This window comes from Pseudomonas sp. A125 (assembly GCF_055409485.1).
Window position 1 is genome coordinate 18,559 of the sequence record NZ_JBUZVP010000006.1, and the last position, 24,358, is coordinate 42,916.

Here is a 24,358-nt window from a genome sequence, read left to right on the forward strand (position 1 = left end):
ACTCAATGGGAACGGTTATAGCCTAGACATACTTTGCAACAACCATGTTCCGCAAGCAGACTTTTGGATATTTGTTGCCTGGGCCGGCCTCATCGCGGGCAAGCCCGGCTCCCACATTTGGAATGCATTCCCCTGTGGGAGCTGGCTTGCCTGCGATAAATCCGCAGCCAACTCAATAATCGAAGAACACCGTCTCTTCGTCTGTGCCCTGCAAAATCACATTCCACTGATACACACCCGCCGCATCCGCCTTGGCGATCAACGTGCGCCGCCGCTCCTGCGGCACGCACGCCAGAAGCGCGTCATCCCCATTCGCAGCTTCACCGTCAAAGTAAATCCGCGTCAGCAGGTGCTTCACCAGCCCTCGGGCAAACACCAGCACCACCAGGTGCGGCGCCTGGGTGGTGCCCTTCAACCCCGGCACACTGCCCGGCTTGATCGTGGTAAAGCGAAAACGCCCTTCGGCATCCACCGGCACCCGGCCAAAACCTTCAAAGTTCGGGTCCACCGGTTTGTCCTGCTCATCTTCAGGATGGTCGTACTTGCCGGCCGCATTGGCCTGCCAGACTTCCAGCATGGCGTCGTTGACCACATCACCGTTGCCATCCACCACCCGGCCGGTGATCGCCACGCGCTCGCCGAGGGTGGCGGCGACGGTCAGGTCTTCGCGGTTCAGCCAGGTGAGGCCGATGTGGTAATACGGCCCTACGGTGTGGGAAGTCGTCGCGTTGAGGCTCATCTCATTTCTCCATCGGCGTGGCGTCGCGGCCGCGCAGGACGATGTCCCAGCGGTAGCCGAGGGCATACTGCGGAATGGTTTTTTCCAGATCGAACGAGGCGATCAGGCGTTCCTTGGCGGAGGTGTCCGGGACGCAGTTGTAGATCGGGTCGTACGCCAGCAGCGGGTCACCGGGGAAGTACATCTGAGTCACCAATCGCGTCAGCACACTGGGGCCGAACAGCGAGAAGTGAATGTGCGCCGGGCGCCAGGCATTGTGGTGGTTGCCCCACGGGTAGGCGCCGGGCTTGATGGTCTGGAACTGGTACCAGCCCTCGGCGTCGGTGACGGTACGCCCGGTGCCGGTGAAGTTCGGGTCCAGTGGCGCGTCGTGCTGGTCGCGCGTGTGGTTGTAGCGGCCGGCAGCATTGGCCTGCCAGATTTCCACGAGGATGCCGGGAACGGGCGAGCCGTTTTCATCCAGCACACGCCCGTGAATGATGATGCGTTCGCCCTGGGGCTCGCCTTCATGCTGGGCGGTCAGGTCGCTGTCCTTCTCGTTGATGCGCTCGGCGCCGATGGTCGGGCCGGTGATTTCCGACAGGGAATGGGGCAGGAACACCAACGGCTTGGACGGCGAACGCAGGTTCGTCGACTGGTAGGCCGGGTGCAGGTAATCAGGCTGAGTACCCGCTTGCGGGCGCCGGTATCCGGGCTTGTCACTCATGGAGCAATCCTCTTTATTCTTGTGGGGCTCAAACGCGTTCGATCGCCAGGGCCAAACCTTGGCCAACGCCAACGCACATGGTCGCCAGGCCTTTGCTGCCGCCGGTTTTTTCCAGTTGGTGCAGCGCGGTCAGTACCAGGCGCGCGCCGCTCATGCCCAGTGGGTGGCCGAGGGCAATTGCGCCGCCGTTCGGGTTGACCTGCGGTGCGTCGTCGGCAATCCCCAATTCGCGCAGCACGGCCAAACCCTGGCTGGCGAAGGCTTCGTTGAGTTCGATCACATCGAAATCAGTCACCGCCAGGCCCAGGCGCTCCACCAGTTTGCGCACCGCCGGCACCGGGCCGATGCCCATCACACGCGGCGCCACACCGGCGCTGGCCATGCCCAACACCCGAGCGCGGGCGGTCAGGCCGTGTTTTTTGACGGCTTCGGCAGAGGCCAGGATCAGTGCGGCGGCACCGTCGTTGACGCCCGAGGCGTTGCCCGCTGTGACGGTCTTGTCGGGGCCGTTGACCGGCTTGAGTTTGGCCAGGGCTTCCAGGGTGGTATCGGCCCGTGGATGCTCGTCATGCTCGACTACGGTTTCGCCCTTTTTATGGGCGACACGCACCGGCACGATTTCTTCGGCGAAGAAGCCGGCGGCCTGTGCAGCGGCAGTACGTTGCTGGCTGCGCAGGGCGAACGCGTCCTGGTCGGCGCGGGAGACTTGATAGTCATCGGCCACGTTGTCGGCGGTTTGCGGCATTGGGTCGACGCCGTACTGAGCCTTCATCAACGGGTTGATGAAGCGCCAGCCGATGGTGGTGTCTTCCAGCTTCATGTTGCGCGAGAACGCCGCATCCGCCTTGCCCATCACGAACGGTGCGCGGGACATCGACTCGACGCCACCGGCAATCGCCAGCTCCATTTCGCCGCTGGCGATCGCGCGAAAAGCCGTGCCGATCGCGTCCATGCCCGAGGCGCACAGGCGGTTCAGGGTGACGCCGGGAATGCTCTCCGGCAGGCCGGCCAGCAATGCCGCCATGCGCGCCACGTTGCGGTTGTCTTCGCCGGCCTGGTTGGCGCAACCCAGGAACACCTCGTCGACCGCGTTCCAGTCCACTGACGGGTTGCGCTCCATCAAGGCCTTGATCGGCAGTGCCGCCAGGTCATCGGCGCGCACGGTGGACAAGCCACCGCCAAAACGGCCGATGGGGGTACGAATGGCGTCACAGATAAATACGTCGCGCATCAGGCTTCTCCGGGGGCTTGGCCATGGGCGGCAGCGGTGCGCGCTTCAAGGTCGCGCAGGGCGGTCAGTTCGATGTCGGTAGGTTCGGCGCTGGTGGTCAGCCGGTCGGCAAAACGAACCGCCCAACCGGTGGCCGCCACCACTTGCTCACGGGTCACGCCGGGGTGCAGGGCGGTGACAACAAACTCGTGGCTGCCCTCCTCCGGTTCCATGATGCACAGGTCGGTAATGATTCCTACGGGACCAGCGCCTGGCAGGCCCAGGCGTTTACGCGAGTCGCCGCCTTCGCCGTGGCCAACCGAGGTAATGAAGTCCAGCTTGTCGACAAACGAGCGCGCCGACTGCTTGAGGATGATCAGCACGCTCTTCGCGGAGCCGGCGATTTCCGGCGCGCCACCGGCACCCGGCAGGCGCACTTTGGGATGGTGATAATCACCCACCACGGTGGTGTTGATATTGCCGAAACGGTCGACCTGGGCCGCACCGAGGAAGCCAACGTCAATACGCCCGCCCTGCAGCCAGTAGCGAAAAATCTCACCGGTCGGCACCACGGTGTCAGCGGTTTCCGCCAGCTCGCCGTCACCGATGGACAGCGGCAGCACCGAGGGCTTGGCGCCAATCGGGCCGGACTCGTAGATCAGCACCACGTCGGGCGACGACGTCAGGCGCGCCAGGTTGGCGGCCTTGGAGGGCAAGCCGATGCCGACGAAGCACACCGAACCGTTCTTCAGGCGGCGGGCGGCGGCGACGGTCATCATTTCGTTGGTGGAGTAAGCCATTATCGGGCCTCCTGCGCAGTGGCCAGCTTGGCCTGGAATTCACTGAAATTGGCGGTGCCGTGGATGTATTCGTTGATCCACGCGGTAAACGTCTCACGGTCCCGGGCGATCGGGTCCCACGCTTGGTAGAAACGGTTATCACGCTCGGTGTAACCGTGGGCGTAGGACGGATGCGCGCCGCCGGGCACATGGCACACGGCGGTCAGGGCCCAGGTTGGCAGCACACAGGCGTTCATCGGTGCGTTGAGGTCGTCGACGATTTCTTCGACGGTGACGATGCAACGTTTGGCTGCCAGGGCTGCCTCCTTCTGCACGCCGAGGATGCCCCACAGCAGCACGTTGCCCTTGCGGTCAGCCTTTTGTGCGTGGATCACGGTGATGTCCGGACGCACCGACGGCACGGCCGCCAGCACTTCGCCGGTAAATGGGCAGGTCACGGTCTTGATCAGCGGGTTGACCTTGGGCAGGTCGGAGCCGGCGTAGGCGCGCAACACCGCGAATGGCAGGCCGGATGCACCGGCGACGTAGGCATTGGCCAGGTCGGCGTGGCTGTGTTCTTCGATCTCCAGCGGTTGCGGCCATTGTTTTTCAACCGCATCCCGCAGCCGGTGCAGGGAGCCCACGCCCGGGTTGCCGCCCCAGGAGAAAATCAACTTGCGGGCACAGCCGGCGCCGATCAACTGGTCGTAGATCAGGTCAGGCGTCATGCGTACCAGCGTCAGGTCTTTCTTGCCCTGACGAATGATTTCATGACCTGCCGCTGTAGGGATCAGGTGGGTGAAGCCTTCGAGCGCGACGGTATCGCCGTCATTCACGAATTGCTTGACGGCCTCGGCCAGGGAAAGGATTTCAGCCATGGGGTTGGGCTCCCGGTATGGATCGAAAAAGGCGCTGGAGGCAGCGCCGAAGTGCTTGAAGATTAAGCCGGGGGTTGAAGCCAAACAATCCGATAATCGACTGAGTGTTCGATTATCGAACGAATTGTTTGCAAGCTATCTTTCCCTGCAGGAGCGAGGTTGCTCGCGAAAAACTTGAAGACGCCGCGTTCATTCAGAATGCCAACGTCATCGTTAAAGACCTTCGCGAGCAAGCTCGCGCCTACAAAAATCGCTTCAAGTAGCGTCGGCATGGCTGACCATGCCCTTGATCACCACCGCCGTAGTGGCCAATGCCGCCGGAATCACCAGGGCCGTCAGCACCTGTTCGAAGTTCCAGCCCAGGCCCAGCAAGGTCGCGCCCATCCAGGCACCGAGGATCGCGCCAAAACGGCCGATGCCGAGCATCCACGACACGCCGGTGGCGCGGCCTTGCGTTGGGTAGAAACGCGCCGCCAAAGACGGCATCGCCGACTGCGCACCGTTGACGCACATCCCGGCGACCAGCACCAGCGTCGCCAGGAGCGTGATATTGCCCAGGCTCTGCCCCACCGCGTAGGCAAACACCCCGGCCAGCAGGTAAAAGGTGCCGATGACCTTGTGGGGATTGAACCGGTCCATCGCCCAGCCCACGCCGACTGCGCTCAGTACGCCGCCAAACTGGAACAACGCACCGATAAACGCGGCCTGTTCCATGCTGGCACCGCTGTCACGCATCAGGGTTGGCAGCCAACTGGTCAGCAGGTAAACAATCACCAGGCCCATGAAGTAAGTCAGCCACAGCAGCAAGGTGCCGGCGCTGTAGGTGCCGGAGAAGATCACCGCAAACACGTTGCGCGCCTTGACAGTTTTTTGCTCGGGCACGCTGAAACTTGAGGCCTGGTTGACGATGCTTGGTTCGATGGGCGCGAGGGTCTTGCGCACCTTGTCGGTACCGCGATTGCGCACCACCAGGTAACGCGCCGACTCCGGCAGCCACACCAGCAACACCACCGCGAGGATCAACGGCAAAATCCCGCCGATCATCAGCAAGCTGTGCCAGCCAAAGGCCGGGATTAATTTGGCCGAGATAAACCCGCCACCGGCCATCCCCAGGTTGAAGCCACAGAACATGCTGGTCACCAGCAGCGACTTATGGCGCTCGGGGGTGTATTCAGAGAGCAGCGTCGTGGCGTTCGGCATGCCGGCGCCCAGGCCCAGGCCGGTGAGAAAACGCAAAATCAGCAATTGATCGACGTTGCTGCTGTAGGCCGACGCCAGGCTGAAGGCACCAAACACCAACACGGCCCCCACCAGCACCACCTTGCGCCCGAAGCGATCAGCCAGCGGCCCGGAACCCAGGGCGCCAAAGACCATGCCGATCAACGCGGCACTCATCACCGGGCCGAGGCTGGCGCGGTCGATGCCCCAGTCCTGAGACAGCGCCGGGGCGATAAAGCCCATGGCGGCAGTGTCGAGGCCGTCGAGGAAAACGATGAGAAAACACAGGATCACCACGCGCCACTGGTACCGCGACAGCGGCTGGGCGTTGATGAAGGACTGAACGTCCAGGCACGTACCGACAACAGGTGAAGGCTGATTCATTATTTTTATTTCCACACCGAGGGGCGGGCGAACGACGCTGAGTCGTCATTATTATTGGCTTGGCGCAGAGCGCTGCCGCACATTAATAAGCCTGGGGAAACACCGTCAATTCATCCGGCCGGGATCTGTGCGATCACCGAACAGCTTAGGCAAACAGTTGGGCGCTCAACTCCTGGCTGGCACTGAGCATGCTCGGCAGGAAACGCTGCTCCAGCTCACTGCGGCTGACCCGCCCGGCATGGGTGCTGACGTTCAGCGCAGCCAGCACCTGGCCGGAAGCGTCGTACACCGGCACGGCAATGGAACGCAGGCCCTGCTCCAGCTCCTGGTCGACGATGCACCAGCCCTGCTGCCGCACTTCCTGCAGGCATTCGAACAAGGCTTGCGGGGTGGTGAGGGTGCGGCTGGTCTTGGTTTGCAGGTCGGCATGGTCGAGGTAGTCCTGCAGCGAGGCATCATCGAGCGCGGCCAGCAGGATGCGGCCCATCGAGGTGCAATAGGCCGGCAGGCGGCCGCCCACCGAGAGGTCGACCGAAATCAGGCGCTGGGTGGTGGCGGAGCGGGCAATGTAGAGGATGTCATCACCTTCCAGGGTGGCCATGTTGCAGGCTTCGTGGAGTTGCTCGCTCATGCGGTCCAGGTACGGCTGGGCCGACACTGCAAGAGGCGTGGACGACAGGTACGCGTGGCCGAGGGTCAGCACCTTGGGCAGCAGCGAATAGGTGCGCCCGTCGGTGGTGGCGTAGCCGAGCTTGATCAGGGTATGCAGGCAACGGCGCACGGCTGCGCGAGGAATTTCCGTGCGGTGGCTGATCTGCGCGATGGTGAGGTGGCGCTTGCGCTCCTGGAACGCCTGCACCACGGCCAGGCCACGGGCCAGGGAAGTCATGAAGTCCGGATCACCGATAAACGCCTGGATGCGCTTGGCCGGTGACGCAACGATCGGCGGCGCCACTGATGCGAAGGAGTTGCGCAATTGATCGTTCATTTGGGGTCCTTTCTCTTATTTTTAACCGCAGCGGGAGGTGACTGCTATTACAAGCCGCCGTGCAATTGATACACAAGGCAACAGGGCCAACATCGGGCGATTATCGGACGATCATTCGATTATCGCAATTTGTGACCGCCGGTCGGTGGGTGATCCAAACCAGCACCCCGCTGGGCTTGCCTTCAATCGACTTCGGAATCAGCTGATGTACGAGGGAACTTAAGGTTTATTTACCGCTTGTAGAACACCGCAGAATTTATGGCGCCAATAGTTCAGCAAGAACCTCACATGCCCGTGTAACAAAACCCTCACACAAAGTTGACGTTTTTTAACTTGATCGCGATAGTGTTATTCAAACGCATCGCTATAATGCATCCTAGGCGAGGCCAGGCCCGTATCAAACCGTGGGGCCTGATCAGGCAACGTACAGACTTTGTGCATGCCCCCTCGCAAGTACCTGACACTCATTCAAGATGCTGCCAATTGCTTGCGACTGTGAAAACAAAACTGTTGCTACGACAGCTGTTCTTCTTCCGGTGCCGTGGCCGCCTGCAATAAGGAACTGGTTTATCCTTTGCCGCATCGCGCTTCACTGGAATTAAACTCAACTCAATTAGGTAACAATGTGACGAAAGACGAACTGCGCGCGGAACTTGAGCGCCAGGAACAACGTTACAAGGATGTTTACGGCGGGGAAGTCACCACCTACGCCGCCCAGCCAGAACCTGAACGCAAGCCATGGCGTAAACGAGCCAGTCTGCTCGACCAGGCCTTTGCCCAGGAAATCCAAAAGATTGAACAGGACCTCAAGGCCGAAGAGCCATAAGCGATTCGGGTTGAGCTTCCAGAGGTGCCATCTCTCTGCCAGTACCGCACTGGCGGAGGGACGCCCCTTCATGGCGTCTTACCGAAATTTCATACAATTGTTTCAGGCATCCCCTTTTTGCGGTTTAACCCGTTTATTTTCGCCCTATTCGTTTTAAATCAAAGACTTGCCAAAGCCCCAAAAACGCTGGGGTGCGCCCTTCCCCTGGCTTTTTTTTCATTGAAGAATGTTACCGATGAGCAGCTAGTGCATTGATTACCGATGTTTTCTGGCATAATCGCGCCCCCTTACGACCGGGTCAGAAAACCTTCATGATCGATTTATTCAGCGGACTGGATGCTTGGGTTCTAGTGAGCCTGTTGCTCGCCCTGGCCTTTGTCCTCGCCTTCGAGTTCATCAATGGCTTTCATGACACCGCTAACGCGGTTGCCACAGTCATCTATACCAAAGCCATGCCGCCGCATCTGGCCGTGTTCTTCTCCGGGGTGTTCAACTTCCTCGGCGTGTTGCTCGGTGGTGTCGGTGTTGCGTATGCCATCGTGCACTTGCTGCCGGTGGAACTGCTGATCAATGTGAACACCGGCCACGGTCTGGCCATGGTCTTCTCATTGTTGGCCGCGGCCATCACCTGGAACCTCGGCACCTGGTATTTCGGGATCCCGGCGTCCAGCTCCCACACCCTGATCGGCTCGATCCTTGGTGTCGGCCTGGCCAACGCCCTGATCAACGACATTCCTCTGGCTGACGGTGTCAACTGGCAGAAAGCGATCGATATCGGCGCCTCGCTGGTGTTCTCGCCGATGGCTGGTTTCGTGGTGGCAGCCCTGGTGCTGCTCGGCCTGAAATGGTGGCGCCCGCTGTCGAAGATGCACAAGACGCCGGACCAGCGCCGCAAGCTCGACGACAAGAAGCACCCGCCTTTCTGGAACCGCCTTGTACTGGTGATTTCGGCGATGGCCGTGAGCTTTGTGCACGGCTCCAACGACGGGCAGAAAGGTATTGGCCTGATCATGCTGGTGTTGATTGGTATTGTGCCGGCGCAGTTTGTACTGGACCTGGGCAGCACCACTTACCAGATCGAGCGTACCCGCGACGCCACGCTGCACTTGAATCAGTTCTACCAGCGCAATCACGAAACCCTTGGTGAGTTCCTTGCCTTGGGCAAAAGCGTGAAAGATGATTTGCCGGGCAAGTTCCAGTGCAATCCGCAGCAGACTGAACCGACTATCAATGCGTTGCTGGGTACTTTGAAGGGTGTCTCTGACTACCATTCATTGACCGCCGAGCATCGGATTGAAGTGCGTCGTTACCTGTTGTGCCTGGATGACACCGCAAAGAAGGTCGGCAAGTTGCCTGGCCTGGATGCGCGTGAAAAGTCGGACCTGGACAAGTTGCGCAAGGACCTGACGGCTACCACCGAATATGCACCGTTCTGGGTGATCCTGGCCGTGGCGTTGGCCCTGGGCCTGGGCACCATGGTGGGCTGGAAGCGTGTGGTGTTGACCATTGGTGAGAAGATCGGCAAGCAAGGGATGACCTACGCCCAGGGCATGTCGGCGCAGATCACCACGGCCAGCATGATTGGCTTGGCCAACATCTTCAGCTTGCCGGTTTCCACGACCCATGTGTTGTCTTCGGGTGTGGCCGGTACCATGGTGGCTAACAAGAGCGGGTTGCAAGGTGGCACTGTCAAGACCATTTTGATGGCTTGGGTGTTGACGCTACCGGCGACTGTGGGCCTTTCGGCCGGGTTGTTCTGGTTGGCATCCAAGGCTTTGGGTAGCTGACGGTTCTGGCGTTTGCGAAGAAGGTGCGACCTGTGAGGGTTGCGCCTTTTTTTATGGCTGGGGTTGGGGTGTATATCCGTTATTTAGGTAACGGCGACTTATGGTTCCGCTCTTACCTGCGATGGCATCACATCGGTATGTCTGAAAGACCGAGTTGTCTGCATTGCAGGCAAGCCAGCTCCCACAGAAAAGCAGAGCCACACCGCCCGTAGCAGCTGTCGAGCGCCAGCGAGGCTGCGTGCTGTAGCCGTTACCGCAGCACCGGATATGTACACAAATCAAAAAATCCAAAACAAAAAAAAGGCGACCGAAGTCGCCCAAAATGCCTTGCGTGCTCATGTATCCCGAAAAGACCTAAGGCTTCTTACGCTTATTAGCGTCTTTCCAGATAAAAATTCCAAACCCGACAAAGAACATCACCATGAGGCCAACCGTCAGCACTCCGGCAAATACCACATTATCGAAAAACATGACTGGCCTCCTGCACTTGCCCTGTTGCGATAGGGCTAAGTTAACCAAGAAGACGATGCAAGAAATTGACGAGGATCAATGTCGCCCACGACGGAGCGTAAAGAAGGGGAATAACTGACCTGCATCAATCGATGCAGGCTATATCAACGCTTTTTCGGTTTGTTTTTCGGCTTTTTCCTCGCCTTGCCCAACGGCATCGCCTGCTCAAACGCCTGGCGCACTTCATTCAGTCGCTTGTCATTCAGGTCATGCACACGTTTGGCCCGCTCGGCGTTCAGGTCTATCAGTTTGTCGTCATCACTCATGGCTTGGCTTACGTAATGGCTTGGATGCTCCAATAATGCGTCCTGTGCCAATCCCGCGTAAACAAAATCGATGTCATCCCGCGCATTTGCCCGCAAAATCCCCCTCTCCCCCCCTAAAAAAGAGCGTTCGACGTGGCACTGCACAAGGACCTTCCCCCGCTCCTGGCCCTGCGCGCCTTTGAGGCCGTGGCCCGGCACCTGAGCTTTATCAAGGCCGCCGCCGAGCTGTCGGTGACCCAAAGTGCCCTCAGCCATCAGGTACAAAAGCTCGAACAGCACCTGGGCAAGCCGCTGTTTATCCGACGCACCCGCGCCATCGATCTGACTGAAGACGGCCAACACTACTACGACCAAATCCGCCCGGCCCTTGACGCCATCGCCGCCGCCACCCGCCAGCAACAAACGCCACCCGCCACCACCGTGCTGCGCATCGGCCTGCTCGCCTCGTTCGCCACTTTGTGGCTGGCGCCGCGACTGGCCGGGTTTCTGAGCCGTTACCCGCACATCCAGGTGGAGTTGGTACCGGCGATTCAGCTGGCAGATGTCGCCGCGGCCGAGGTCGACCTGGCGATTCGCTACGGCAAGGGCGACTGGGCCGACGTGCAGGCCACGCGCCTGATGAGCGAAACACTGTCGCCGGTGTGCAGCCCGGCGTTCAAGGCCAGCCAACTGGATAACGGCCCATTGCTGATGGCCACCTCGCACCGCCCTTTTGAGTGGACCGACTGGTCCAGGCATTACCAGGTGGACGTGGAGCATTACCCCAAGGCGTTGCTGCACGACTACAACATCGTGGTCGAAGCCGCCGTCGCCGGCCAGGGCGTTGCCATGGGCCGTCACCGCCTGATCGAACGCCGACTGAAGGACGGCACGTTGGTGAAAGCCTTCGACTGGCCGCCCTACCAGAGCGAGATCGGCTACTGGTTGATCACCCCGCAAGGCGATATCAGCAAAGCAGCCACCTGTTTCAGTGAGTGGCTGCAGCAAACCTGTGCCGACGCATGAGTTATTTTGATACGTCGAGTTAGATCTATCCGTTTGTCGGCAAAAATTGCCCTGCCCATGCTGATGACTCTTCCCAAGAGGATTCAACATGAGCCACTCCATTGCCCAACGTGTACAAGCCCTCGGCCTGAGCCTGCCGACACCCAGCCAGCCAATCGCCAACTACGTCAATTACGTGATCAGCCAGAACCAATTGTTCATCTCCGGCCAAATCCCGCTGCAGGACGGCAAACCGACGTTCATTGGCCGGCTGGGCGAATCCATCAGCGAAGACGAAGGTGCCAAGGCTGCCGAACTCGCCGCGCTGGGCCTGCTGGCGCAATTGAGCGATGCCCTGGGCGATGACCTTTCGCGGCTGGTACGCATCATCCGGCTGGGCGTGTTTATCGCCAGCAGCGGGGATTTCCAGCGCCAGGGCGCGGTGGCCAATGGCGCCTCGAACCTGCTGGTCAACGCCCTTGGCGACAAAGGCCGCCACGCCCGCACTGCCGTGGGCGTCGCCAGTCTGCCGGGCGGCGTGGCGGTGGAGATCGATGCGATTTTCGAGCTGCAACCGTGACCGTGCTGTCCCTGGCGCAAGTCCGGGCACTACGCGACGAAACGCCGGGCTGCCAGTCGGGCATCGTCCACTTCAACCACGCGGGAGCATCCCTGCCCAGCCAGGGGACGCTCGACGCGATCATTGACCAGTTGCAGCGCGAAGCCCGCGACGGCCCAATGGAAGCTGGCGAGCACGGTGCGCTGCTGGCGGAGAAAGCCCGTCGCGCCGCTGCCCAATTGCTTAATGCGCCGGCGTCCTCGATTGCCTTTGCCAGCAGTGGCTCGACCGCCTGGAGCATGGCGTTCCAGGCCCTGGGCCCGTGGCAAGCGGGTGACCGCATCCTGGTGGGCCGCCACGAATGGGGCGGCAACCTGGCGAGCATGCAGTCGGCCGTGCAAGCCGGTGCACAGGTGGAGGTGATCCCTTGCGATGAAACCGGCGCCGTGTCTGTCGCCGGCCTGGAAGCCATGCTCGACGCCCGGGTGCGGTTGATCGACCTGACCTGGCTCCCCGCCAACAGCGGTTTGATCAACCCCGCCGAGGCCATCGGCCAGTTGGCCAGGCGTCACGGTATCGCCTACTTCATTGACGCCGGGCAAGCCATCGGCCAAGTGCCGGTGGATGTGCAAGCGTTGGGGTGCGATGTGCTAAAGGGTGCCGGGCGCAAACATCTACGGGGCCCGCGCGGGACAGCGCTGCTCTACGTGCGGGCGGATTTTCTGGAGCGTTTGAACCCGGCCCAGCGCGACGTGCTTTCTGCACCCTGGAGCCCTGCGGGTTTTGATCTGCGCAACGACGCGCGGCGCTTTGAAACCAGCGAAGTGTCATTCGCGTTGTTGGCAGGCCTGGGCAATGCGCTGCTGGAGATCAATCGGCTGGGGGTTGAGCACGTCCGCCAGACGGTCCAGCTTCTAAGCGAGAGCCTGCGCGAAGAACTGCGCCGAATCGAGGGGGTTACCTTGCATGATTTGGGAACTGCCGCGAACCAGTCCGGCCTTATCGCCTTCAACCTCGCCGGCTGGGACGCCTTCGAGCTCAAACGGCGCCTGGGGCTCAAGCGGATCAACATTGGCGCCAACGGCGTGCCCTACACCCCACTGGACATGCAGGCCCGCCAGCTGCAGAGCGTGGCGCGAATCTCTGTGAGTTACCTCAATACCGCGCAAGACATCGAGCAACTGTCCGCCGCCCTGCACGAGTTGCGGGGTTAAACCTCGACGTCCACCCACAAGCCTTGCCGGGGCGCATCTTCGATCAGCGGCACCACGGGCACGGTGTTGTCGGCGTTGAGTTCGTCACCGGGAATGGCCAGGTGCTCGTGCGGGTCTTCGTCGGCTTCGCGACGGCGCCTTTGCTGTTCCTGCTGGCGTCGCTGTTCCTCGCGCAGCAACAGTGCCGCTTCCTCGGGGTCGCGTTTTTGCAGGTCGATGGTGCTTTCGTTGGAGCTTGCCTGAACAGGCGCCACGGGCGGGATATCCGGTTTCTGACGGACCGGGTCGAGCTGCGACGTGACCGGCACAACACTCAAGGGCAGCATGGGTGGCAGCATAATTATTAGTCTCCTGTCAGCAGGCTGTCGGCTGGCGCGGCATCCACTTGAGCCTTCGTTTGCCAAGTTGTGACTCAGTCGTCAGTCGCAAGTGCCTTGCCACCCGTCGATTGCAGCCCGAACCACCTGTAAAGCTTGGTAGTTTTTGTCAGAGTCCTTTGGCTGGGGCCCGTGTTCCGTTAAGATAGTCGGCTTTTTCACGGCGGGAGTCAGGCAGCATGGCGCAGCAGTATCAACCGGGGCAACGCTGGATTAGTGACAGCGAAGCAGAGCTGGGGTTAGGCACCGTTCTGGCACAGGACGGCCGCTTGTTGACCGTGCTCTATCCGGCCACTGGCGACACTCGCCAGTATGCGCTACGGAATGCGCCCCTCACTCGCGTGAGGTTTTCGCCGGGTGACAGCATCACCCATTTCGAAGGTTGGAAAATGACCGTGCAAGAAGTCGACGACGTCGACGGTTTGCTGGTCTACCACGGCCTCAATGGGCAGAACGAGCAGGTCACCCTGCCGGAAACCCAACTCTCGAACTTCATCCAGTTCCGCCTGGCCAGCGACCGTTTGTTCGCCGGCCAGATCGACCCGCTGGCCTGGTTCTCCCTGCGTTACCACACCCTGGAACACACCAGCCGCCAGTTGCAGTCTGCGCTCTGGGGCCTGGGCGGCGTGCGCGCGCAACCTATCGCGCACCAACTGCACATCGCCCGTGAAGTCGCCGACCGTATCGCGCCACGGGTTTTGCTGGCCGACGAAGTGGGCCTGGGCAAGACCATCGAAGCCGGCCTGGTGATCCATCGCCAGTTGCTGTCGGGCCGCGCCAATCGCGTGCTGATCCTGGTGCCGGAAAACCTCCAGCACCAGTGGCTGGTGGAGATGCGCCGCCGCTTCAACCTGCAGGTCGCGCTGTTCGACGAAGAACGTTTTATCGAAAGCGATGCTGCCAACCCGTTCGAAGACACCCAGCTCGCGCTGGTGGCCCTGGAATGGCTGGTGGACGACGAGAAAGCCCAAGACGCGCTGTTCGCCGCCGGTTGGGATTTGCTGGTAGTCGACGAAGCTCACCACCTGGTCTGGCACGAAGAGAAAGCCAGCCCCGAGTACACGCTGGTTGAACAACTGGCCGAAGTGATTCCGGGCGTGCTGCTGCTGACCGCAACCCCTGAGCAACTGGGCCAGGACAGCCACTTCGCGCGTCTGCGCCTGCTGGACCCGAACCGCTTCCACGACCTGCACGCCTTTCGCGCCGAGAGCGAAAACTATCGCCCGGTGGCCGAAGCCGTCCAGGAGCTGCTGGACAAGGGCCGCCTGTCTCCAGCCGCCCACAAGACCATCCAGGGTTTCCTCGGCAACGAAGGCGAAGCGCTGCTGACCGCCGTCAACGATGGCGACGCCGAAGCCAGTGCCCGCCTGGTGCGCGAACTGCTGGACCGCCACGGCACCGGCCGTGTGCTGTTCCGCAACACTCGCGCCGCCGTGCAAGGCTTCCCGGAGCGCAAGCTGCACGCCTACCCGCTGCCGTGCCCGGACGAATACCTCGAACTGCCCCTGGGCGAACACGCCGAGCTGTACCCGGAAGTCAGCTTCCAGTCGCAGCCGGACGTGGACGAAGAACAACGCTGGTGGCGTTTCGACCCGCGCGTCGAGTGGCTGATCGACCAGCTTAAAATGCTCAAGCGCACCAAAGTGTTGGTGATCTGCGCCCACGCCGAAACCGCGATGGACCTGGAGGACGCCCTGCGCGTGCGCTCCGGCATCCCGGCCACGGTGTTCCACGAGGGCATGAACATCCTCGAACGCGACCGCGCCGCTGCGTACTTCGCAGACGAAGAGTTCGGCGCCCAGGTGCTGATCTGCTCGGAAATCGGCAGTGAAGGCCGCAACTTCCAGTTCTCCCATCACTTGGTGCTGTTCGACCTGCCGGCCCACCCGGACCTGCTGGAACAACGGATCGGCCGTCTGGACCGGATCGGCCAGAAGCATGTGATCGAACTGCACGTGCCGTACCTCGAAACCAGCCCGCAAGAGCGGCTGTTCCAGTGGTACCACGAAGCGCTGAATGCGTTCCTCAATACCTGCCCGACCGGCAACGCCTTGCAGCACCAGTTCGGCCCGCGCCTGCTGCCGCTGCTGGAAAACGCCGACGACGGTGAGTGGCAAGCGCTGATCGACGAGGCCCGTGCAGAGCGCGAGCGCCTCGAAGCCGAGCTGCACACCGGCCGCGACCGTCTGCTGGAGCTCAACTCCGGCGGCGCCGGCGAAGGTGATGCGCTGGTGGAAGACATCCTCGAGCAAGACGATCAGTTCACCCTGCCGATCTATATGGAAACCCTGTTCGACGCCTTCGGCATCGACAGCGAAGACCATTCGGAAAACGCACTGATCCTCAAGCCCAGCGAAAAAATGCTCGACGCCAGCTTCCCCTTGGGCGACGACGAAGGCGTGACCATCACCTACGACCGCAACCAGGCACTGTCGCGCGAAGACATGCAGTTCATCACCTGGGAACACCCGATGGTGCAGGGCGGCATGGACCTGGTGTTGTCCGGTTCGATGGGCAACACCGCCGTGGCGCTGATCAAGAACAAGGCGCTCAAGCCGGGCACCGTGTTGCTGGAACTGCTCTATGTCAGCGAAGTGGTTGCCCCGCGCTCGCTGCAACTGGGCCGCTACCTGCCACCGGCGGCGCTGCGTTGCCTGCTGGACGCCAACGGCAATGACCTGTCGGGCCGCGTCTCGTTCCTGACCTTGAACGACCAGCTGGAAAGCGTGCCACGGGCCAGCGCCAACAAGTTCATCCAGGCCCAGCGCGACCAGCTGACGCCACGGATCAACGCCGGTGAAGAGAAGATTGCCCCGCGTCACGCCGAGCGTGTGGCCGAGGCTCAACGTCGCCTGGCGGCGGATACCGATGAAGAGCTGGCGCGCCTGACCGCGTTGCAAGCGGTCAACCCGACTGTGCGTGACAGCGAACTGGTTGCCCTGCGCCAACAGCGCGAGCAAGGCCTGGCCATGCTCGACAAGGCGGCGCTGCGACTGGAAGCGATCCGGGTGTTGGTCGCGGGCTAACCTCGCCGCCCTACCCTGCCAAACAAAAAGGCCCGCGCAATGCGGGCCTTTTTTTATTCACGGGGTTTCATCGGTGACCTTGATGCCCTCATCGCGGGCAAGCCCGGCTCCCACATTGACGGTGTACATCAGCAACAATTCGGTCAACTGTGGGAGCTGGCTTGCCTGCGATGGCCTCACCTCGATCTCAGGCAGTAACCGCCCTGGCCGGCACCTCCACCACCCCCAACCCATCCTTCATCCGCTGGGCATCGCGCACAAAACTGCGGGACGCCTGGAACAGAAACAGCATGGTCAAAAACAGCGCCACCGGAATCAGGTACATGGCGTCATGCAGTCCCACCGCCTTATAGGCTTCAGTCATCTGCTGGGCACCGTCGGCATACATCGCCGAATGGGCAAAATGATCCGACAACCCGCCCACCACAATCGGCCCCATGCCCCCGCCCAGCAAATACAAGCCGGCGAAGAACAGTGCCATCGCCGTCGCCCGCAGGCGCGGCTCGACTACGTCCTGGATCGCCGTGTACACGCAGGTGTAGAAGTTATAGGCAAACAGCCAGCCGACACTGAACAGCGCCACAAACACACCAATCTCGATCCGCCCCGCATGCAGCGCCCAGGCGGTAGTGACGGTGGAGATAATCAAGCTGCACGCCGCGAACAACAGCCGACCATTGGCCACCCGCTGATGGATCTTGTCTGCCACCCAACCGCCCAGCGTCAGGCCAAATAAGCCGGTCACCCCGACAATCACCCCCGTTGCCACCGCCGCATCCTGCAACGGCAGCAGGAAATAGCGCTGCAGCATCGGCACCAGGAACGAGTTGCAGGCGTAGGTGGCGAAGTTGAAGCACAAGCCCGCCAGTACCAGCCAAAGGAACGTCGGCACCGCCAGCACCCGGCGAATCGGGCGGTCGACTTTCTCTTGGGAGACTTGCACGGTTTCTGCAGCGCCGCGCTTGGGTTCCTTGATGTAGAACATGAACACCGCGAGGATCAACCCCGGCACCGCCGCAATAAAGAACGGCGCGCGCCAGCTGTCGAACGCCTTGACCATCGCGCCAATGGTGAAGAACGCCAGCAACAGCCCCAAGGGCAGGCCCAGCATGAAGATGCCCATGGCCCGGGCCCGACGATGCGCCGGAAACAGGTCACCAATCAGCGAGTTGGCCGCTGGCGCATAACTGGCCTCACCGATGCCGATGCCCATGCGCACCAGCAAAAAGGTCCAGAAGCTGCCCACCAGCCCGTTGACCGCCGTCAAGCCGCTCCACACCGCCAGGCCCCAGCCCATGAGTTTGCTGCGCGAGCCGGTGTCGGCCATGCGCCCGAGGGGCAAGCCGGCAATCGCATAAACCAGGGTGAACGCGGTGCCGATGATGCCGAGCTGGAAGTCGCTGAGGTGCCACTCCATACGGATGGGTTCGATGATGATCGCGGGAATGGTGCGGTCGAAAAAGTTGAACAGGTTGGCCAGGAACAGCAGGAACAGAATGCGCCAGGCATTCGCCGCTTGGGTCGAGTTCTGCATGGGTCCGTCTCTTTTATTGTTATGTGAGCCGCGATGCCAGACGCATCCTGGGCCCGGAACCTGCAATCTAGTCAGGCTCGGGGGGATTGTCTGTAATGATTCGTAAGTCTGATGTCACTCCATCGGGCGACACTGGCGGTCATCCCTATTCATTTAGTTCTAGTTGTTTATAACTTCATCGCCAAATGATTAGAAGCAATCTGCCATCAACCCTTGCAACCCGCTCAGGCTCTCTATACTCAAAGCATTGTCAGGCGAAGACTTTGTAACGGGACATGCTATGGAATGGCTTGGTTTGCATTTTTTTACCGACCTTCCGGACAGCGGGCACTTATTACTCAATTGCAGTCATAACCCCTTTCTGGTGCTACTTGCGTATGTAGTGGCGTGTGCAGCGGGCTTCGGCACGCTGGACATGGCCGAGCGTGTCGGCCATGTGGACAACCCCAAGGCTCAACGGCACTGGCGCTGGGTAGGCGCGGGCTGCCTGGCCGGCGGAATCTGGGCGACCCACTTCATCAGCATGCTGGCCTTCCAGGCGCCTATCGCGATTCACTACGAATTGATCATGACGTTTGCCTCGCTGCTGATCGCCCTGATCGCATCGCTGTTCGCCATGCAAACTCTCAGTCACGCGCATTTGCACCTGTATCAGTACATGTTGGCGTCGGTATGGATGGGGCTGGGTATTGCCCTGATGCATTACGTCGGCATGTCCGCCATGCGCTCCGAAGCCGGTGTGTATTTTCAGACCGGGTTGTTCCTCGCCTCCGTCGTGATCGCCATCGGTGCCAGCCTGGCGGCGTTGCTGCTGTCGCTGTACCTGCGCAACGGCACCGGCATGTTCCATCAATTGCTCAAGTACGCAGCCAGCCTGGTGCTCGGGGCCGGCATTATCAGCATGCACTTCACCGGCATGGCGGCCATGCAGCTACTGGTGCCGGAGGATGTCGTGCCGGCGGCATTGCCCGTCGACAACAACCCGATCCAGTTGGGCCTGCTGGTGGCAGTCATTGCCTTACTGGTGATCGGCAGCAGCATCAGCGCCGCCCTGGCGGACAAGAAACTGCAACACAAGGAAACCGACCTGCGCCGGGTCAATGCACTGCTCACCGAGCTGGACCAGGCCCGGGCCTCCCTGCAACAGGTGGCGCACTACGACGCCTTGACCAGCTTGCTCAACCGTCGCGGCTTCAACCAGATTTTTGCCGAAAAGCTCGCAGAAAAAACCGCCAGCGACGGCATGCTGGCGGTGATCTTCCTGGATATCGACCACTTCAAGCGCATCAACGACAGCCTCGGCCATGACGCCGGTGACGAGTTGCTCACCGTGCTGGCCAGCCATATCAAAAGCTCGGTGCGCAGCCATGACGACGTGGTCGCGCGATTTGGCGGGGACGAGTTTTGCATCCTCATCAGCATCCACCATCGCGATGAAGCGCGGCACATGGCCCAGCGCATCATGCAGAAAATGAAAGACCCCATCGAATTGGCCGGCCGGCGCATGGTGATGACCACCAGCATCGGCATCAGCCTCTTCCCCGAAGACGGAAAGACCAGCGAAGAACTACTGAAAACCGCTGACCTGGCGCTGTATCAGTCCAAGGATGCCGGGCGAAACAGCCTCAATTTCTTCAGCTCCAACCTGAAAACCCGGGCCTTCCTGGAACTCCAACTCGAAGAAGAGCTGCGCGCCGCGCTACGGGGCAAGAACGAACTGGTGTTGTTCTACCAACCGATCCTTGACCTGAAAAAAGGCAAGATCACGCGCCTTGAAGCGCTGGTGCGCTGGCAGCATCCCCAACATGGCCTGCTCACCCCTGACCGGTTTATCAGCATTGCCGAAAACAACGGGCTGATTGCCGAACTTGACCATTGGGTGCTGCGCCAAGCCTGCCATGACCTGAGCCTGCTTTCGGAGCAGGGCCACACCGAACTGATCATGGCCGTGAATTGTTCGGCCCTGAACCTGGCTCGTGACGAACTGGCCGATGAAATCGAGAGCGCCCTGCGCTTCGGCGGGATTGCCGCCCACCGCCTGGAACTGGAAGTCACCGAGAACGCGCTGATGGGCAACATCGGCAGCACCTTGGCGCTGCTGCGACAAATTCGCGCCCTGGGCGTGTCGCTGTCGATCGACGACTTCGGCACCGGTTATTCGTCTCTCGCCTACCTCAAGCGCCTGCCGCTGAACACCTTGAAAATCGACCGCTCCTTTATCCAGGACATTCCCAAGTCCAACGCCGACATCGAGATCGTCCAGGCCATCATCGGCATGGCGCATACCCTGCACTTGCAGGTGGTGACCGAAGGCGTGGAAACCCTGCAACAGTTTGAAGTGGTGCAGCAACACGGCTGTGATTTCGTTCAGGGTTACCTGCTCAGTGCAGCGGTGCCGATGAGTGATATTGGCGCGGTGATCAACGGCCTCGATCAGCACAACATGTTCAGCCTGCTGGGCCTCACCGGCACAGAAGCCGCGCCGAAAGACCCGCCTTCAGGTCGTACGGGCCCCGCCTCCATCGTTCGGCCAATTCGCTGAATCTGAATAAACTGTGGGAGGGGCTTGCTCCCACGGATTTGGCAATTCGCCATCATTTCGTTAAAGAACTCCGACGAACGGCCGATTCATCAGAGTCCGGCCAGGATTCCCCCTAAAAACCCTAGGGTTAAACCCTATCGCCCAGGACTAGGACGCACTGTAAAGTCGCGATCTCTCATTCCGTGATGGCTATTTGATGCTTCTTCAGCCATCCGTCCAGGCACATGGCGCACAATGACTTCTAAAAATAACTCTGCCACCGCGGTATCCGACGTGTTGCTGACAGCTCCTGCGGAAAAACCCTCAGGTTCAAAGTCATTGAGCACCGCCCGCCCGCTGGCCACCCAGCAATACCTGTACTTCACCGAGACCAACACCGACCGCATCCTCGATAACCTCGACGGCCTGCGCGACATGGTGTTTCCGCGCGCACCGCATCTGGAAGTCGACGGTGAACTGCGCAACGAGCAAGAGTTCCCGTCGGTGTGCCTGATCGGCCTGGGCCGCTGCGGTTCGAACATTGCCCTGGATGTGGCGGAGCTGGTGTACAACGCCCGCAAGTTTTATCTCAACGAATTCAGCACCGAAGACAAGTCCACCGACAAGGGCTACCGCCCGGCCCAGTGGATTCGCAACAACCTGCGCCTGGGCTCGAACAAAGGCACCAAGCCGGTGTTCCTGGTCGAGCCACTGGTGATGCTGGGTGACCTGGACAAGGACATCGCCGGGCGCATCCGTTTCTCGCGCAAGGGTGAGAAAAGCGGCTTCCTGCGCGACTACAGCAAGATGAAAATCATGGACCTCTCGGAAGTCCATGCTGGCGGCGCCGGTAACGCACCGATCCTCGGCCAGTACCTGGCCAAGATCATCCTCAACAAAGACACCCAGCGCTTTTCCAGCCCCGACTGGAAGATGATCCACTCGTACTTGATCGACTCCTGCGGCATCAAGGCCAACCAGTCGCGCCTGTACTTCTCGATCTTCAGCGCTGGCGGCGGCACCGGTTCGGGCATGGCCTCGGAATTCGGCCTGGCCCAGCAGCACTCGTACATGAACAAGACGTTCGACACCAAGCCTGCCGACGAGCACGACAGCAAGAGCGGCCATGCCTTTGTGTTCGAGCCGATCTTCACCAGCGGCATTTGCGTACTGCCGAACATCTCCGACCACCGCAGCGAAATGTCCGAGGCACTGCACATCAACGCCGGGCGGCTGTTGTGCAAATACCTGTCAGAAGAATGGGACTTCTCGTACAACTTCGACAATGAAGACAGCAGCGAAGCCAGCGTGAAAGGCCGCATCCGGCCGTGGAACGCGATGATGCTGATCTCCAACGACATCATGCGTTATGCCGAAGAAAGCGATGACGGCAACATCCAGAACATTGACGTCAATGCCATGGAAAAGCACGCCAACCAATACATCTCGCAGCAGATCTTCAACATTCTGACGGCCCAGGCGGTGACGACTGACTACGACCAGAACTACTTCCGTCGGGCCGGGATCGACATCGGCGAAACCATCCGCCTGGATGCCAACGACCTGTTCATGAGCCTGGCCGGTCCGGTGGCGATTGCCTACGCCGAATCCGTGGTTCCGGAAACCCCGGCGCCGTCGAGCGACAAGTTCAAGGTGTTCGAAAAAGAGCCGCAGCGGCTGAATATCGATGACCTGTTTTTCCGCTCCATTGATTTGCCGCACTTCAACAAAGTGACCCAGGCGATCGAAGGTATCAGCCTGTTGCCGATCGAGTCCAAGCGCTACAAGGCATCGCTGGAGCAGTACAAGAATTCCGGGTATGACGCGGCGGCGCTGCATGACTTGCACTTCTTCAAGAACTGCTCGTCGGTGGTGTCGATTGTATCGTTGCCCAAGGATTACAAACTGTCCTATATGGACCTGAACCGGCTCAAGACGCACCTCAACAGCCTGTTTCCCAATACCACGCTCAAGCGTTATGCGTTGGTGATCGGGGCGTCGGCCAACTTGTCGCTGACAACGTTGATCGCCAAGAGCCCATGTTTGTCGGATGACTTTTTGACGTTGATCGTGGCGTTTATCAAGCGCTGCTTTGCGCGCAATCCGTATCGCTTTGATGACACGCTGGATAATTCGATTTTGGATTTCATCATCCATGAGGATTTTGATGAGGGCCGGATTGACGAGTTACTCAATGAGTTTGAAAACCCGGCGAAGATTCTGGATACCAACTGGTATGCGATCAAACCGATGTATGAGAAGAAGTATCGTGAGTTGATCAACGACAAGGACAAGTTTGTGTCGATCAACGATATTCGGCTGTCGCGGGATTGTGTGAAGAAGGCGATCAAGTACCTGCGTGAGATTTATCGTCACCGGATTGGGAAGACCAAGGTTATTTCGTTGAACAACCATACCGGGAAGACTGCGTAGGCTTGTTTCTTGGGTGGGGTGTATATCCGTTATTTGGGTTGTTGCCGATATGGGTTCCGCCCTTACGGCGGGTCACTTTTGAAAGGAGCCCAAAAGTAACCAAAAGGCTCTTGCCCCACCACTCGGCACCTCGCTTAGGCTCGGTGTGCCCTCACGCAGGCTTTGGACCGTGGGCCGCCGCGATGGGCCATCCTTGGCCCAGCGCGGCTAACCCGGCGTCCTGCCGGGTTACCCACGCTCCAAAGCCTGCGTTCGGCCAGCGTGGTTGACGGGGCGCCTAAGATCAAGATCACAAGCAGATCAAGAACACAGCGGCCTACAGGCCGGCTTGAGTGTTAAAAGCCAGATCAAAAGCTAAAGCAGGCGGGCACGGTTCAAATGTGGGAGCTGGCTTGCCTGCGATGGCATCGCCTCTGTGTATCTGAAAGAACGAGTCGCCTGCATCGCCGGCAAGCCAGCTCCTACAGCTTTTGCTTTGGCTTTTAACACTCAGGTCGGCTTTCAGGCCGCCGTGTTCTTGATCTTGCTTTTGATCTGACTGCCCCATTCAGCCCGAGGCCGAACGCAGGGATTGAGGAGCGGGTAAACCGGCAGGACGCCGGTTTAGCCGCGACGGGCCAGGGACGGGCCGTCGCGGCGGCCCGCGGAGCAATGCCGGAGTGAGGGCACGCCGAGCCACAGCGAGGCGCCGACAGGCGGGGCAGAGCGTTTTGGTTACTTTTGCGCTTTTCAAAAGTGACCCGCTGTAAGAGCGGAACCCATATCAGCCGTTACCGCAGCAACGGATAAACACCCAAAACTCACACCCAGAAACAATTCCCACCGCATTCCGACGCGAGCAAAACTGTTCCCATGACGCGCACGTAACCCCCGCCTGTGACCTTTCTCTACGGCAACATGCCATCACGGCGAAACCAGTTACCCCGCTACACACTCAAACCCCGAAAAATCCCGCACCGTTTTTGTGCAGACACTTCCTACGCCGCCCTTTCCTGGATCAGAATCCAAGGCGAAACCACCACCGCCCAAAGCGCCGGCCCCCGCTCAACCAGGTCCAATGCCCGCGTCGCAGACACCTCGCCCAAGCTCCCCGCAGCCAGCCAGGCAGCGACTTTGTCACGGTTATCCTCAGCCATCCCCTCGGCGGCCTCGATCAAATCCAGCCCGGCGTCGACCCACAATAGGGCACCCTTGGCAAAGAACGGCTCTAGCTCCTTCCAGGAAATTTCGGCGGTTTCACCAAGCAGCTTGGCATAGAGGGTGCTAGGTTCTTGCGTCATGGGAGTTCACCTGTAGAAAAAATCGGCGCAATCATACCGTCGAGCACCAGGCAGAAAAACCCAGTTGCAAATGAGGCACCGAACGAAAGTGTCAGGAAAGCCAAGGATTGCCCGAGACTCTGGCATCACCCCGCCGCAA

General features: G+C 60.3%; 20 protein-coding genes. 8 read left to right on the top strand and 12 right to left on the bottom strand.

The genetic code is table 11. From position 1 onward, the window contains the following. Nucleotides 1-172 precede the first annotated feature (172 nt). From pcaG to pcaR, 7 genes are all read right to left on the bottom strand, one after another. A complete protein-coding gene (gene pcaG, locus ACZRN6_RS09860; protein ID WP_322143657.1) occupies nucleotides 173-739 on the bottom strand; it encodes a protocatechuate 3,4-dioxygenase subunit alpha in 567 nt (188 codons plus the stop codon). A gap of 1 nt (nucleotide 740) precedes the next feature. Next, a complete protein-coding gene (pcaH, locus tag ACZRN6_RS09865) occupies nucleotides 741-1,445 on the bottom strand; it encodes a protocatechuate 3,4-dioxygenase subunit beta (protein WP_322143656.1) in 705 nt (234 codons plus the stop codon). 28 nt (nucleotides 1,446-1,473) lie between these two features. Further along, nucleotides 1,474-2,679, bottom strand: a complete 1,206-nt coding sequence (pcaF, locus tag ACZRN6_RS09870; protein ID WP_464007948.1) for a 3-oxoadipyl-CoA thiolase — start codon at nucleotides 2,677-2,679, stop codon at nucleotides 1,474-1,476. Then, complete coding sequence (locus tag ACZRN6_RS09875) at nucleotides 2,676-3,458, bottom strand: CoA-transferase subunit beta (RefSeq protein ID WP_464007949.1); 783 nt, start codon at nucleotides 3,456-3,458, stop codon at nucleotides 2,676-2,678. Before ACZRN6_RS09875 ends, pcaF begins: the two co-directional genes overlap by 4 nt. After that, complete coding sequence (locus ACZRN6_RS09880; protein ID WP_322143655.1) at nucleotides 3,455-4,312, bottom strand: CoA transferase subunit A; 858 nt, start codon at nucleotides 4,310-4,312, stop codon at nucleotides 3,455-3,457. The genes ACZRN6_RS09875 and ACZRN6_RS09880 overlap by 4 nt, the downstream gene beginning before the upstream one ends. A gap of 255 nt (nucleotides 4,313-4,567) precedes the next feature. Next, nucleotides 4,568-5,914: a 4-hydroxybenzoate transporter PcaK gene (gene pcaK, locus ACZRN6_RS09885; RefSeq protein ID WP_464007852.1), complete on the bottom strand. Its 1,347-nt coding sequence runs from the start codon at nucleotides 5,912-5,914 to the stop codon at nucleotides 4,568-4,570. Between the two features lie 145 nt (nucleotides 5,915-6,059). Continuing rightward, nucleotides 6,060-6,902 (bottom strand): pca regulon transcriptional regulator PcaR, encoded by an 843-nt coding sequence (pcaR, locus tag ACZRN6_RS09890; protein ID WP_464007853.1) that lies wholly within the window; start codon nucleotides 6,900-6,902, stop codon nucleotides 6,060-6,062. A 625-nt stretch (nucleotides 6,903-7,527) separates the two neighbouring features. On the opposite strand from pcaR, the gene ACZRN6_RS09895 reads away from it, so the two are divergent. Beyond that, nucleotides 7,528-7,728 (top strand): hypothetical protein, encoded by a 201-nt coding sequence (locus ACZRN6_RS09895; protein ID WP_003219834.1) that lies wholly within the window; start codon nucleotides 7,528-7,530, stop codon nucleotides 7,726-7,728. A gap of 311 nt (nucleotides 7,729-8,039) precedes the next feature. Continuing rightward, the gene (locus ACZRN6_RS09900) at nucleotides 8,040-9,515 is read left to right on the top strand and encodes an inorganic phosphate transporter (protein WP_177050519.1); all 1,476 of its coding nucleotides are present in this window, start codon (nucleotides 8,040-8,042) and stop codon (nucleotides 9,513-9,515) included. 354 nt (nucleotides 9,516-9,869) lie between these two features. On the opposite strand, the gene ccoM is transcribed toward ACZRN6_RS09900, so the two are convergent. Together ccoM and ACZRN6_RS09910 are read right to left on the bottom strand one after the other, a co-directional pair. Then, entirely contained in the window at nucleotides 9,870-9,986 is a 117-nt protein-coding gene (ccoM, locus tag ACZRN6_RS09905) for a cytochrome c oxidase subunit CcoM (protein ID WP_010176679.1), read from the bottom strand. Between the two features lie 143 nt (nucleotides 9,987-10,129). Continuing rightward, a complete protein-coding gene (locus tag ACZRN6_RS09910; RefSeq protein WP_464007953.1) occupies nucleotides 10,130-10,435 on the bottom strand; it encodes a hypothetical protein in 306 nt (101 codons plus the stop codon). On the opposite strand from ACZRN6_RS09910, the gene ACZRN6_RS09915 reads away from it, so the two are divergent. From ACZRN6_RS09915 to ACZRN6_RS09925, 3 genes are all read left to right on the top strand, one after another. Continuing rightward, entirely contained in the window at nucleotides 10,424-11,296 is an 873-nt protein-coding gene (locus tag ACZRN6_RS09915) for a LysR substrate-binding domain-containing protein (protein WP_464007854.1), read from the top strand. The two genes, ACZRN6_RS09910 and ACZRN6_RS09915, sit on opposite strands and share 12 nt — an antisense overlap. 88 nt (nucleotides 11,297-11,384) lie before the next feature. Then, nucleotides 11,385-11,855, top strand: a complete 471-nt coding sequence (locus ACZRN6_RS09920; RefSeq protein WP_322143651.1) for a RidA family protein — start codon at nucleotides 11,385-11,387, stop codon at nucleotides 11,853-11,855. After that, nucleotides 11,852-13,048: an aminotransferase class V-fold PLP-dependent enzyme gene (locus ACZRN6_RS09925; RefSeq protein WP_464007855.1), complete on the top strand. Its 1,197-nt coding sequence runs from the start codon at nucleotides 11,852-11,854 to the stop codon at nucleotides 13,046-13,048. Before ACZRN6_RS09920 ends, ACZRN6_RS09925 begins: the two co-directional genes overlap by 4 nt. Here ACZRN6_RS09925 and ACZRN6_RS09930 read toward each other — a convergent pair. Continuing rightward, the gene (locus ACZRN6_RS09930) at nucleotides 13,045-13,386 is read right to left on the bottom strand and encodes an aspartate-semialdehyde dehydrogenase (protein ID WP_464007856.1); all 342 of its coding nucleotides are present in this window, start codon (nucleotides 13,384-13,386) and stop codon (nucleotides 13,045-13,047) included. The genes ACZRN6_RS09925 and ACZRN6_RS09930 overlap by 4 nt on opposite strands. Nucleotides 13,387-13,604: 218 nt before the next feature. Here ACZRN6_RS09930 and rapA point away from each other — a divergent pair, with 218 nt between their 5' ends. Continuing rightward, complete coding sequence (gene rapA, locus ACZRN6_RS09935; protein ID WP_464007857.1) at nucleotides 13,605-16,451, top strand: RNA polymerase-associated protein RapA; 2,847 nt, start codon at nucleotides 13,605-13,607, stop codon at nucleotides 16,449-16,451. A gap of 187 nt (nucleotides 16,452-16,638) precedes the next feature. Here rapA and ACZRN6_RS09940 read toward each other — a convergent pair whose 3' ends face one another. Further along, nucleotides 16,639-17,985, bottom strand: coding sequence for a spinster family MFS transporter (locus ACZRN6_RS09940; protein WP_464007858.1), 1,347 nt, complete (start codon nucleotides 17,983-17,985; stop codon nucleotides 16,639-16,641). Between the two features lie 280 nt (nucleotides 17,986-18,265). On the opposite strand from ACZRN6_RS09940, the gene ACZRN6_RS09945 reads away from it, so the two are divergent. Further along, nucleotides 18,266-20,527: a putative bifunctional diguanylate cyclase/phosphodiesterase gene (locus tag ACZRN6_RS09945; protein WP_322143646.1), complete on the top strand. Its 2,262-nt coding sequence runs from the start codon at nucleotides 18,266-18,268 to the stop codon at nucleotides 20,525-20,527. Nucleotides 20,528-20,761: 234 nt separating this feature from the next. Beyond that, entirely contained in the window at nucleotides 20,762-22,939 is a 2,178-nt protein-coding gene (locus tag ACZRN6_RS09950; protein WP_464007859.1) for a hypothetical protein, read from the top strand. Nucleotides 22,940-23,916: 977 nt separating this feature from the next. On the opposite strand, the gene ACZRN6_RS09955 is transcribed toward ACZRN6_RS09950, so the two are convergent. Beyond that, nucleotides 23,917-24,219 carry a DUF2288 domain-containing protein gene (locus tag ACZRN6_RS09955; protein ID WP_322143644.1) on the bottom strand — a complete coding sequence of 101 codons (303 nt, stop codon included), beginning with the start codon at nucleotides 24,217-24,219 and terminating at the stop codon, nucleotides 23,917-23,919. Nucleotides 24,220-24,358: the final 139 nt, after the last annotated feature.

What these genes read in the sequence shown, in the direction of transcription:
- pcaG (WP_322143657.1), bottom strand. Translation starts at nt 739, where the DNA reads ATGAGCCTCAACGCGACGACTTCCCACACCGTAGGGCCGTATTACCAC.
- pcaH (WP_322143656.1), bottom strand. Translation starts at nt 1,445, where the DNA reads ATGAGTGACAAGCCCGGATACCGGCGCCCGCAAGCGGGTACTCAGCCT.
- ACZRN6_RS09880 (WP_322143655.1), bottom strand. Translation starts at nt 4,312, where the DNA reads ATGGCTGAAATCCTTTCCCTGGCCGAGGCCGTCAAGCAATTCGTGAAT.
- pcaK (WP_464007852.1), bottom strand. Translation starts at nt 5,914, where the DNA reads ATGAATCAGCCTTCACCTGTTGTCGGTACGTGCCTGGACGTTCAGTCC.
- pcaR (WP_464007853.1), bottom strand. Translation starts at nt 6,902, where the DNA reads ATGAACGATCAATTGCGCAACTCCTTCGCATCAGTGGCGCCGCCGATC.
- ACZRN6_RS09900 (WP_177050519.1), top strand. Translation starts at nt 8,040, where the DNA reads ATGATCGATTTATTCAGCGGACTGGATGCTTGGGTTCTAGTGAGCCTG.
- ccoM (WP_010176679.1), bottom strand. Translation starts at nt 9,986, where the DNA reads ATGTTTTTCGATAATGTGGTATTTGCCGGAGTGCTGACGGTTGGCCTC.
- ACZRN6_RS09920 (WP_322143651.1), top strand. Translation starts at nt 11,385, where the DNA reads ATGAGCCACTCCATTGCCCAACGTGTACAAGCCCTCGGCCTGAGCCTG.
- ACZRN6_RS09930 (WP_464007856.1), bottom strand. Translation starts at nt 13,386, where the DNA reads ATGCTGCCACCCATGCTGCCCTTGAGTGTTGTGCCGGTCACGTCGCAG.
- rapA (WP_464007857.1), top strand. Translation starts at nt 13,605, where the DNA reads ATGGCGCAGCAGTATCAACCGGGGCAACGCTGGATTAGTGACAGCGAA.
- ACZRN6_RS09940 (WP_464007858.1), bottom strand. Translation starts at nt 17,985, where the DNA reads ATGCAGAACTCGACCCAAGCGGCGAATGCCTGGCGCATTCTGTTCCTG.
- ACZRN6_RS09945 (WP_322143646.1), top strand. Translation starts at nt 18,266, where the DNA reads ATGGAATGGCTTGGTTTGCATTTTTTTACCGACCTTCCGGACAGCGGG.
- ACZRN6_RS09950 (WP_464007859.1), top strand. Translation starts at nt 20,762, where the DNA reads ATGACTTCTAAAAATAACTCTGCCACCGCGGTATCCGACGTGTTGCTG.
- ACZRN6_RS09955 (WP_322143644.1), bottom strand. Translation starts at nt 24,219, where the DNA reads ATGACGCAAGAACCTAGCACCCTCTATGCCAAGCTGCTTGGTGAAACC.